At 74.3% G+C, this 10520-nt stretch carries 9 protein-coding genes and 1 pseudogene; 9 read left to right on the plus strand and 1 reads right to left on the minus strand.

Features of this window, described 5'->3' with window-relative positions; all coding sequences use genetic code 11:
- From ABZ641_RS16325 to ABZ641_RS16360, 8 genes and pseudogenes are all read left to right on the plus strand, one after another.
- Positions 1 to 1619: ABC transporter substrate-binding protein (locus tag ABZ641_RS16325; RefSeq protein WP_359982441.1), on the plus strand; the 1619-nt coding region annotated here is incomplete at its 5' end.
- 45 nt (positions 1620 to 1664) lie between these two features.
- Complete coding sequence (locus tag ABZ641_RS16330; protein WP_344623922.1) at positions 1665 to 2594, plus strand: ABC transporter permease; 930 nt, start codon at positions 1665 to 1667, stop codon at positions 2592 to 2594.
- Positions 2584 to 3540 carry an ABC transporter permease gene (locus ABZ641_RS16335; RefSeq protein WP_359982444.1) on the plus strand — a complete coding sequence of 319 codons (957 nt, stop codon included), beginning with the start codon at positions 2584 to 2586 and terminating at the stop codon, positions 3538 to 3540. Before ABZ641_RS16330 ends, ABZ641_RS16335 begins: the two co-directional genes overlap by 11 nt.
- A gap of 7 nt (positions 3541 to 3547) precedes the next feature.
- Positions 3548 to 4522 carry an LD-carboxypeptidase gene (locus ABZ641_RS16340; protein WP_359982446.1) on the plus strand — a complete coding sequence of 325 codons (975 nt, stop codon included), beginning with the start codon at positions 3548 to 3550 and terminating at the stop codon, positions 4520 to 4522.
- The gene (locus ABZ641_RS16345) at positions 4510 to 5343 is read left to right on the plus strand and encodes a M55 family metallopeptidase (protein WP_359982449.1); all 834 of its coding nucleotides are present in this window, start codon (positions 4510 to 4512) and stop codon (positions 5341 to 5343) included. Before ABZ641_RS16340 ends, ABZ641_RS16345 begins: the two co-directional genes overlap by 13 nt.
- Positions 5344 to 5532: 189 nt before the next feature.
- Positions 5533 to 6192, plus strand: a pseudogene (locus ABZ641_RS16350) (M20/M25/M40 family metallo-hydrolase); the annotation flags it as partial.
- Positions 6193 to 6247: 55 nt separating this feature from the next.
- Entirely contained in the window at positions 6248 to 6553 is a 306-nt protein-coding gene (locus ABZ641_RS16355) for a WYL domain-containing protein (RefSeq protein WP_359982451.1), read from the plus strand.
- On the plus strand, positions 6550 to 7491 hold the full coding sequence (locus tag ABZ641_RS16360; RefSeq protein ID WP_359982454.1) for a nucleotidyl transferase AbiEii/AbiGii toxin family protein: 942 nt from the start codon (positions 6550 to 6552) through the stop codon (positions 7489 to 7491). The genes ABZ641_RS16355 and ABZ641_RS16360 overlap by 4 nt, the downstream gene beginning before the upstream one ends.
- 38 nt (positions 7492 to 7529) lie before the next feature.
- Here ABZ641_RS16360 and ABZ641_RS16365 read toward each other — a convergent pair whose 3' ends face one another.
- Positions 7530 to 8456, minus strand: a complete 927-nt coding sequence (locus ABZ641_RS16365; protein WP_344623111.1) for an SGNH/GDSL hydrolase family protein — start codon at positions 8454 to 8456, stop codon at positions 7530 to 7532.
- 292 nt (positions 8457 to 8748) lie between these two features.
- On the opposite strand from ABZ641_RS16365, the gene ABZ641_RS16370 reads away from it, so the two are divergent.
- The gene (locus ABZ641_RS16370; RefSeq protein WP_344623110.1) at positions 8749 to 10404 is read left to right on the plus strand and encodes an FAD-binding dehydrogenase; all 1656 of its coding nucleotides are present in this window, start codon (positions 8749 to 8751) and stop codon (positions 10402 to 10404) included.
- Positions 10405 to 10520: the final 116 nt, after the last annotated feature.

Genomic DNA, 10520 nt, shown 5'->3' on the forward strand with positions numbered 1-10520 from the left:
GCACCGGCCGGCTGCCGGCCGCGCTGCTCGCGCTCGCCCTGCTCGCCGTCACCGGGACGGCCGCCGCGGGCTGCGTCCGCCGCTCGGACGAGGACCTCGGGCCCGTCCCGGACGTGCCCGGCGGGACGTTCACCGTCGCCCTCACCGAGCCGGACCACCTCACCCCCGGCCGCACGACCAGCAGTTACTCCCTGCAGGTGCTGGAGGGGCTGTTCGACACCCCGCTCGCCCTGGACCCTTCGGACGGCCACGCGGTGCCGCTCGCCGCCGAGTCCGTCAGCACCGACGACCAGCGGGTCTGGACACTGCACTTCCGGCCCGGCGCCCGCTTCCACAACGGCGAGCCGGTCACCGCGGCCAGCTACGCCGACGCCTGGAACGCGGCCGCGTACGGGCCCAACGGCTGGGAGGCCAACGGGTACTTCAGCCAGATCGACGGGTACGCCGCCCTCAACCCGGCCGACGGCGCCAAGCCCCCGACCGACCGGCTGTCCGGCCTGGAGGTGGTCGACGACACCACCCTGAAGGTCACCCTCGGGGCGCCGTTCAGCCAGTTCCCGATGCTGCTCGCCTTCCCCGCGTTCGCACCGCTGCCGAAGGCCGCCTTCGCCGACCCGGCCGGGTACGACCTGCACCCGGTCGGCAACGGCCCGTTCGCGATGGACGGCGACTGGCGGCACCAGCAGCGGATCGACCTGCGCCGCGCCGAAAGCTACACCGGGCCGCGCCCCGCCACCGCCGACGGCGTGCACTTCCGGATCTTCACCAGCAAGGACACCGCCTTCACCGAACTGCGGGCCGGACACGTCGACTTCATGGCCAGCGTGCCGCCCGCCCGGGCGTACGAGGCGAAGCGCACCTTCGGCGCGCGGTACTCGGTGCGGCCCAGCGGCACGATGGACTACCTCGGCCTGCCGCTCTGGGACGCCCGCTACGCCAAGCCCGAGCTGCGGCAGGCCATCTCGATGGCGATCGACCGCCGGGGCATCACCCGGGCGATCTTCAACGAGGTGTTCGCGCCCGCCGACTCGCTGGTCGCCGCGATGATCCCCGGCCACCGGGCCGGCGCCTGCGGCGAGACCTGCGAGTACCGGCCGGAGCGCGCCAAGGAGCTGTTCGACCGGGCCGGCGGCTTCACCGGCACGCTGGAGCTGTACTTCGCCAACTCCGACCCCACGTACGAGCAGTGGATGACCGCGGTGGCCAACGAGCTCAAGCAGAACCTCGGCATCCGCTCCATCGCCTTCCGCAAGATGTCCGGCGCCGACCTCGGCCCGATCCTCAACGGCCGCAAGGCGACCGGCCCGTACCGGCAGAACTGGGTGGTCGACTACCCGAGCGTGCAGAACTACCTCGCCGGGCTGCTCGGCCCCAACAACCGCTCCGGCTGGTCCGACCCGGCCTTCGACCGGGCGCTCGCGCTCGGCAACGCGGCGCCGGACGCCGCCGAGTCCGAGCAGCACTACCACGAGGCCGAGTCGATCGCGCTCCGGGCGCTGCCGCTGATCCCGCTCTGGAACTGGCAGGACCAGACCGCCTGGAGCCCCCGGATCGGCAACGTCCTGGTCGACCCGTACGTCGCCGGCCTGCACCTGGAGAAGGTGACCGTGCGGCACTGAGCCACTGACCACCGTCGCGACCACACGAACCGGGGGCGCCCGCCGATGGGCCGATACATCGCCCGCCGCCTGCTGTACGCCGTTCCCGTACTGCTGGCGACCACCTTCCTCATCCACGCCATGGTGTTCGTGCTGCCCGGCGACCCGATCCAGGGCCTCGCCGGGGACCGGCCGGTGCCGGCCGCCGTCCTCGCCGAACTGCACCGCCGCTACCACCTCGACGACCCGCTCGTCGTCCAGTACGCCAAGTACCTGGGCGGCCTGCTCACCGGCGACCTCGGCCGGACCTTCACCGGCGAGCCGGTCGCCGACACCCTGGCCGGCCGCTGGCAGGTCACCCTGCGGCTCGGCCTCACCGCCTGGTTCCTGGAGACCGTCCTCGGCGTCGCGCTCGGCGTCTGGGCGGCGCTGCGCAAGGGCCGCTGGGCGGACAACGCGGTGCTCGCCGGTACCACCCTGGTGATCGCCGTGCCGGTGTACATCGTCGGCTACCTCGCCCAACTGCTGCTCGGCGTCAAGCTCGGCTGGTTCCCGGTGGCCGGCGCCGAGGACGGCTGGCCGACCGCCTACCTGCTGCCCGGCCTGGTCCTCGCCTCCTTCGGCGTGGCCTACGTCGCCCGGCTCACCCGGGCCTCCCTGCTGGAGAACCTGCGCGCCGACCACGTGCGCACCGCCGGCGCCAAGGGCCTGTCCCGCCGGCGGGTGGTCGTCCGGCACACCCTGCGCAACTCGCTGATCCCGGTGGTGACCTTCCTCGGCATCGAACTCGGCTCGCTGATGGCCGGCGCCGTCGTCACCGAGTACGTGTTCAACCTGCCCGGCGTCGGCCAACAGGTCTTCCAGGCCATCCAGTTGCGCGAGGGACCGACCGTGGTCGGCATCACCACCGCCCTGGTGCTGGTCTACTGCCTGGCCAACCTGGTCGTCGACGTCCTGTACGGCCTGCTCGACCCGAGGATCCGCCATGACCGGTAGCCCGCAGGCCCCCGCACCGCCCCCGGCCCCCGCCCCGGCACCGCCCGCGCCCGTCCGGGACCTCACGCTGCCGCCGAAGCGGCGCCCTCGCCGCGGCGAGTCCCCCTCCGCCGGTGCCTGGCGGGACCTGCGCAGGCGCCCGCTCGTCCTCGCCTGCACCGGCGTGCTGCTGCTGATGGCGCTGATGGCCGCCCTCCCCGAGCCGTTCGTCGCCCTGCTCACCGACGACAGCGGCCGCTGCGAACTCGCCGACTCCCGGGTCGGCCCCAGCCTCCAGCACCCGTTCGGCTTCGACCTGCAGGGCTGCGACTACCTCGGCCAGGTCGTCCGCGGCAGCCGCCCCTCGCTGGTCATCGGGCTCGCGGTGACCGCCGGGGCACTGCTGCTCTCGCTGCTCCTCGGCATGCTGGCGGGCTTCTTCGGCGGCTGGGTGGACACCCTGCTCTCCGGTCTCACCGACGTCTTCTTCGGCCTGCCGTTCGTCCTCGGCGCCACCGTCGTCCTGGTCGCCTTCCCCGACCACGGCCTCGGCGCGATGACCCTCGTCCTCGTCGCCCTCGGCTGGACGACCATGACCCGGGTGATGCGCGCCCAGGTCATCGGCCTCAAACAGGCCGACTACGTGCAGGCCGCCCGCTCCACCGGCGCCGGACCGCTGCGGCTGATGACCCGCCACCTGCTGCCCAACGCCGCCACCCCCGTGGTGGTGGTCGCCATGCTGAACGTCGGGAACGTCATCTCCGGCGAGGCCACGTTGGACTTCCTCGGCGTCGGTCTGCAGTACCCTGCGGTCTCCTGGGGCCTGCAACTGAACGCGGCCCAGGCGTACGTCCTCGACTTCCCGCACCTGCTCGCCTTCCCCGCGCTGTTCCTGTCGGCGACCGTGCTGAGCTTCATCCTGCTCGGCGACGCCGTCCGGGACGCGTACGACCCGAAGCTGAGATGAGGCCCGCATGCCGACCCACGACCGGCCCCGAACGGTGCCGCAGGCCCTGCGACCCGGCGACCGGGTCGCCGTCGCCGCCCCCGCAGGCCCGCCCGACCCTGCCCTGCTGGAGCGAGGCACCGCCCTGCTGGCCTCCTGGGGCCTGGAGGTGACGGTGCTGCCGCACGTCCGCGACAGCCACCTCGGCCACCTCGCCGGCCGCGACGAGGACCGCGCCGCCGACCTCACCGAGGCCTGCGCCGACCCCGCCGTCCGCGCCGTCCTCTGCGCCCGCGGCGGCTACGGCACCCAGCGGATGGTCGACCTGGTCGACTGGAAGGCGATCGACGCCGCCGCCGAACCCGCCCTGCTGATCGGCTCCAGCGACATCACCGCCCTGCACGAGGCCTTCGCCGTCCGGCTCGGCACCAGCACCCTGCACGCCCCGATGCCCGCCACCGGCGCCCTGGTCGACAATCCGGCCAGCGCCGACCACCTGCGCACCGTGCTCTTCCACCCCGAACGGGTCACCGAACTGCCGCTCGCCGGCGGCATGCTCGTCCCCGGCACCGCCCGCGGCCGGCTCGCCGGCGGCAACGCCAGCCTGCTCGCCGCCTCCGTCGGCACCCCCACCGCCCAGCCGCCGGACGGCTGCCTGCTGCTGCTGGAGGAGACCGGCGAGGAGCCCTACCGGCTGGACCGCATCCTCACCCAGCTGGTGCGCGCGGGCGTGCTCGGCCGCGCCGCCGGCATCGTGCTCGGCGACTTCACCGACTGCGGGCCCGAGGAGGAGGTCCGCGCCGTCCTCGCCGACCGGCTCGGCGGCCTCGGCATCCCCGTCGCGGCCGGCCTGCCCGCCGGACACGGCCCGCTCCAGCTCACCGTCCCGCTCGGCACCGCCGCCGAACTCGGCGACGGCGTGCTCACCCTGCTCGAACCCCCGCTCGCCCCCCGGCCCGCCCCGGGCCGGCCGGCCGCCGAGGAGACCGCGTGCGCGTCCTGATCTCCGCCGACATGGAGGGCGCCACCGGCACCACCTGGCCGGAGGACGTCGAACCCGGCGCGCCCGCCTGGCAGCGGATGCGCCGGCTGCTCACCGGCGACGTCAACGCCTGCATCGCCGGCCTGTTCGCCGGCGGCGCCGAAGAAGTCCTGGTCAACGAGGCGCACGAGACCCAGCGGAACGTCCTGCTGGAGGAACTCGACCCGCGGGCGAAGCTGCTGATCGGCCGGCACAAACCGCTCGGCATGATGCAGGGCGTCCAGGATGCCGACGCCGTCGTCTTCCTCGGCTACCACACCGGCGCCGGGGCGAACGGGGTCCTCGCCCACACCTACCTGGGCGCCGGACTCACCGGCTTCCGGATCGACGGCACGGACGCCGACGAAGGCCGCATGAACGCCCTGACCGCCGCCGAACACGGCGTCCCCGTCATCCTCGTCACCGGCGACGACCTCACCTGCGCCGCCGCCGCAGCCTGGGCACCCGAGGCCCGCACCGCCGCCGTCAAGGAGTGCGTCAGCCGCTACGCGGCGGTCTGCCTGCCGCCGTCCGTCAGCGCCGCGCTGATCCGCGACCGGGCCGAGCTCGCCATGCGCGACCACCGGCTGCTCGGCCGCCCCGAACCCGTCACCGGCCCGCACCGCTTCGAGATCGACTTCCACGCCACCCACCAGGCCGAGGCGGTCGCCGCGGTGCCCACCGTCGAACTCCTCGGCCCGTGCACCGTCGGCTACACCGCCCCCGGCGCCACCCGGGCCGCCCGCACCTTCAAGGTCTGCACCGTGGTCGCCCGCGCGGCCACCGAGCAGCAGTACGGATAGTGGCCTCCCCAGGGGCGCCGGGGGGCACCTCCCGGCCGAAGGCTGGGGGGAACTGCGCAATCCGGGGGCGGGTGTCACGACAGTACGGGTCAGGCCGTGATGTGTACGGTGGCCCGCATCCGAATTGCGCAGTTCCCCGCGCCCCTGGCCTACCACCTACCAACCACCCGTGCCCGAGAGGGAGACCCCGTGACCGTCAGCCCGCAGGCACTCGACACCGACGCGGCCGTCCTCTGCCACGACCTGCTGCGCCTCGACACCGTGAACCCCGGGGACGGCAGCGGGCCGGGCGAGCGTGCCGCCGCGGAGTACGTCGCCGCCCGGCTCTCCGAGGCCGGACTCGACCCGCTGGTCACCGAGTCCGCGCCGCGCCGGGCGAACGTCCTCGCCCGGGTGGCCGGCACCGACCGCACGCTGCCGCCGCTGCTCGTCCACGGCCACCTGGACACCGTGCCCTTCGACGCCGAGGACTGGACGCACCACCCGCTCTCCGGCGAACTCGCCGACGGCTGCCTGTGGGGCCGCGGCGCGGTCGACATGAAGGGCACCCTGGCGATGACCCTGGCCCTCGTCCGGGACTGGTCCCGCACCGGGCGGCGGCCGCGCCGGGACCTGGTGCTCGCCTTCCTGGCGGACGAGGAGTCGACCGGCGAGTACGGTGCCCGCTTCGCGGCCGAGCGGCACCGTGAGTGGTTCGAGGGCTGTACCGAGGCGATCGGCGAGTCCGGCGGGTATTCGGTGCCCGCGGGTGGGACGGCGGGGGAGCGGCGGCTCTATCCGGTGGCGGTCGGCGAGCGCTGCACCGCCTGGATGCGGCTGACCGCCACCGGCACCGCCGGGCACGGTTCCCGGGCCGGTGCGGCTGTCCTACACCGACGCGGAAGGACGGGAGAGCGACCGCGTCGTGGAACCGGCCGGCCTGCTCACAGCCGGGGGCCGGTGGTACCTGATCGCCTGGTGCCGCATCCGCAGGGCCGGCCGCGGCTTCCGGCTGGACCGGATCTCCGCGGCGGCTCCGACCGGTGAACGGGCTCACCCCCGCGACCTGGCCGGACTGCTCCACGGCTCGACCGCCGCCGGCGCGGGACGGCCCGCCGTGCTGGCCGAACTCGCCGGCCGGTCGGGGCGGTCCGAAGGAACGGATCCGGGGTCCGCCCAGGCCGTCCGGCCCGTCCGGCTGTCGGTGCCGGCCGCTAGCGTGCGGCCGTGACCAGCCGGACGACCGCCGAGGCCCACCGGGCCGTCCTCGACCACGTGCTCGCGACCGCCGCCGGCGCGCCGTGGATCGACGGCCTGGTGCTGCGCGGCAGCGCCGTCCTCGCCGCCTGGTGCCCGGAGACCGCCAGGCCGCCCGCCGACCTCGACTTCGTGCTGCGACCCGTCCCCGCGGTGCCGATCGACCCGCTGGACCCGTACCCGCACCTCGACACCGCCGACGCCGTGCTCTGCGATCCGGAGACCGCGCACGGTGCGGGCGCCGCCGAACTCTGGGACCCGGCGGGCGTCGAGCCGCGCGGCCCGCGGGTCCGGCTCCCGCCCGAGGGCCTGCACTGGCTGCCCGACACCGAACCGGAGGACGTGCCGTACGGCGATCTGCTCGACCGGCTGCGCGACGAGCCCGAGGCGGCGCCCGGCCTGCGGATCGACGCCGGGGCCGCCCGGCACGAGGGCCTCGGCGGCTACTACGCCCCCTACGGCGACGGCTGCGGCGGGGCCACGGGCCTGCGGCTGACGGTCCCGTGGACGGTGGACGGGCTCGCGCCGGGCACCCTGCGGGTCGACTTCGCCTGGGACGAACCGCTGCCCGAGCCGCCGGTGTTCACCGCGATACCGCGCGCCGACGGCGGGCCCCCGGCCGTCCTGCCCACTGCGAGCCGCGAGCTCTCGCTGGCCTGGAAGCTGCTGTGGCTGCTCGTCGAGGGCACCGGCGGCGCCGCCCGCGGCAAGGACCTCCACGACGCCGTCCTGCTCGCAGAGCACCCGGCCACCGACCTCGACGCCCGTCTCCTGCACCGCGTACTGCGCCGCGCCCCGCACCCCGTGGGGCCGGAGGACCTGCCGCGCTGCCGCGTCGACTGGCAGGGCTTCCCGGGCACCCCCGGAGCGTGGCTGGACCGCCTGGTGCGCGCCCTGGCGGCGAACGCCTGAGGGGTGCCGGGCACCCTCCGGGCGTTCGCCGGTTACCGCTACTTGCCGAGCGCGGCGAGGACGGCCCGGGCCATCACCTTCTCGCCGGTGGCGTTGGGGTGGAAGGGCACGGCGGGGGAGCCGGGCAGGGCGCCCTCGATCCAGCGGTCGCCGGAGCAGACGTCGTGGCCGCGGGTGGGGGTGAGGGTGTCGACGTAGGTGGCGCCGTTGGCGGCGGCCGTGGCGGCGAGCTTGTCGTTCAGCCGGTGCAGGATGTCGCGCAGGTAGGCGACGTCGCCGGTGGTGATGGGCTGGCGGCCGATGCAGTTGCGCTCGTTGTCGGGCAGCACCGACGGGTAGCCGACCAGCAGCACCTTGGCGTGCGGCGCCTTGGCGTGGATCTTCTGCAGGGCGGCGGCGATCTGCGGGCCGGCCGCGTCGATCCGGTTGACCAGGGTGTCCGCGCCCCACTGCCAGGACCAGGTGCGGAAGTCCCAGTGGCCGTGGGCGTAGACGTCCTTGCAGGGGGTGCCGAAGGGGTTGACCACGGCGCCCGCCATGCAGGTGGCGATGACGTCGCCGATGCCGAGGTCGGAGGTGCCGAGCTCGTTGCCGCCGATGCCGAGGGTGACCAGGTCGGTGCCGGCCGAGACGGAGTCGAGCTGCGGGTCGTTGACCCGGATGAAGGCGTCGTACTGGGCCTCCGTCAGGTCGGAGACCTTGGCGGCGCCGCAGGTCGCGTCGCGGTAGCTGGCACTGCCGAGTTCGGCTGCGACCAGGTGGCCGTAGTTCTTGCTCGACCGCAGGCAGAGCCCGGCGTACTGCGAGGGGACGCCGGCGCCGGCCGCGTACGAGTCTCCGAGGGCGACGTAGTCGCCGCCCGAGTCCGCGGCGTTCGCGGCGGGGGCGCCGAGCAGTCCTGCGGCGGCGGTCGCGAGGACGGCGCTGACCAGGACGGACGAGCGCTTCAGGGCATGGCTGAACACGGTTCCTCCTGGGGAAGAGAAACGGGGCAGGGGTGGGGGCGTTACTGCTCAGTAAGTTACTGGCACGTTAACGCAGTTGTCCAGATATTAGACACTCAATTCACGCCTGAAATTCCGTCAGATCACGCCCCGAATTACGCTCCACGGTGAAGCGTTCGGCATTTCCACTACTCGGTGGAGCGAAATTCGGGCGGTGGGGTTACCGGCCGGTTGACCTGCGCCCGGCCAGGGGCGCACCATGCTGGTCACACCGAGATCGACAAGCCGCTCCCAGCCCTGGAGGACCGCCCGGATGGCACTCGACGCCGACGTGATCGTGATCGGAGCGGGCCTCGCCGGCCTGGTCGCCACCGCCGAACTGGCCGAGGCCGGCCGCAGGGTGATCCTCCTCGACCAGGAGCCCGCCGCCTCGCTCGGCGGCCAGGCCCACTGGTCCTTCGGCGGCCTCTTCCTGGTCGACTCGCCCGAGCAGCGCCGCATGCGCGTCCGGGACTCCCGCGACCTCGCCTGGCAGGACTGGCTCGGCACCGCCGGCTTCGACCGCCCCGAGGACGCCTGGCCGCGCCGCTGGGCCGAGGCCTACGTCGACTTCGCCGCCGGCGAGAAGCGCGCCTGGCTGCACGAGCGCGGGGTGCGGTTCTTCCCGGTGGTCGGCTGGGCCGAGCGCGGCGGCCTCACCGCCACCGGTCCCGGCAACTCGGTGCCGCGCTTCCACATCACCTGGGGCACCGGCCCCGGCCTGGTCGAACCCTTCGCCCGCCGGGTCAAGGCCGCGGCCGGCAAGGGCCTGGTCGACTTCCGCTTCCGCCACCGGGTCACCGCCCTCGCCGCGACCGGCGGCACCCTGGACACCGTCAGCGGCGAGATCCTCGCCCCCAGCGCCGCCAAGCGCGGCGAGTCCAGCTCCCGCGAGGTCACCGGATCCTTCGAACTCCGGGCGCAGGCCGTGATCGTGGCCTCCGGCGGCATCGGCGGCAACCACGACCTGGTCCGCAAGGCCTGGCCCGCCCGCCTCGGCACCCCGCCCGAGCGGATGCTCTCCGGCGTGCCCGCCCACGTCGACGGCCTGATGCTGGGCATCGCCGGGGACGCCGGCGGCCACCTGATCAACGGCGACCGGATGTGGCACTACACCGAGGGCATCGAGAACTGGGACCCGATCTGGCCGATGCACGGCATCCGGATCCTGCCCGGCCCGTCCTCGCTCTGGCTGGACGCCCGCGGCCACCGGCTGCCCGTCCCGCTCTTCCCCGGCTTCGACACCCTCGGCACCCTCGAACACATCATGACCACCGGGTACGACCACACCTGGTTCGTCCTCACCCAGAAGATCATCGAGAAGGAGTTCGCCCTCTCCGGCTCCGAGCAGAACCCCGACCTCACCGGGAAGTCCATCAAGGGCGTGCTGGGCCGGGCGCTGCCCGGCGCGACCGGTCCGGTCGAGGCGTTCAAGGAGCACGGCGTCGACTTCGTCGTCGCCGACACCCTCGACGAACTCGTCCGCGGCATGAACGCCAAGACGCCCGGGGCGCCGATCGACGCCGCCGAGCTGCGCCGCGAGGTCGAGGCCCGGGACCGCGAGATGGCCAACCCGTTCTCCAAGGACCTCCAGGTCACCGCCGTCCACGGGGCCCGCCGCTACCTCGGCGACAAGCTGATCCGCACCGCGACCCCGCACCGGCTGCTCGACCCCAAGGCCGGCCCGCTGATCGCCGTGCGGCTCAACATCCTCACCCGCAAGTCGCTCGGCGGCCTGGAGACCGACCTCTCCTCGCGGGTGCTGCGCGCCGACGGCACCGTGCTCGACGGCCTGTACGCGGCCGGTGAGGCGGCCGGCTTCGGCGGCGGCGGCGTGCACGGCTACCGCGCCCTGGAGGGCACCTTCCTCGGCGGCTGCCTCTTCTCCGGCCGGGCCGCGGGCCGGGCCGCCGCGGAGGCGACCGGGTGACGCCCGAGGGGCGCGGGGGTCCCTGCGGTGGTGCGCGCCCCCCCGGGGGGCGCGGGGTGCGGGGCTCCCGAAGATGGTGTGGAAGTAAAGCATTATATGGAGGGAGGGCAGACGCG

This window comes from Kitasatospora sp. NPDC007106 (genome assembly GCF_040634455.1).
GTDB classification, from domain to species: Bacteria; Actinomycetota; Actinomycetes; order Streptomycetales; family Streptomycetaceae; genus Kitasatospora; species Kitasatospora arboriphila.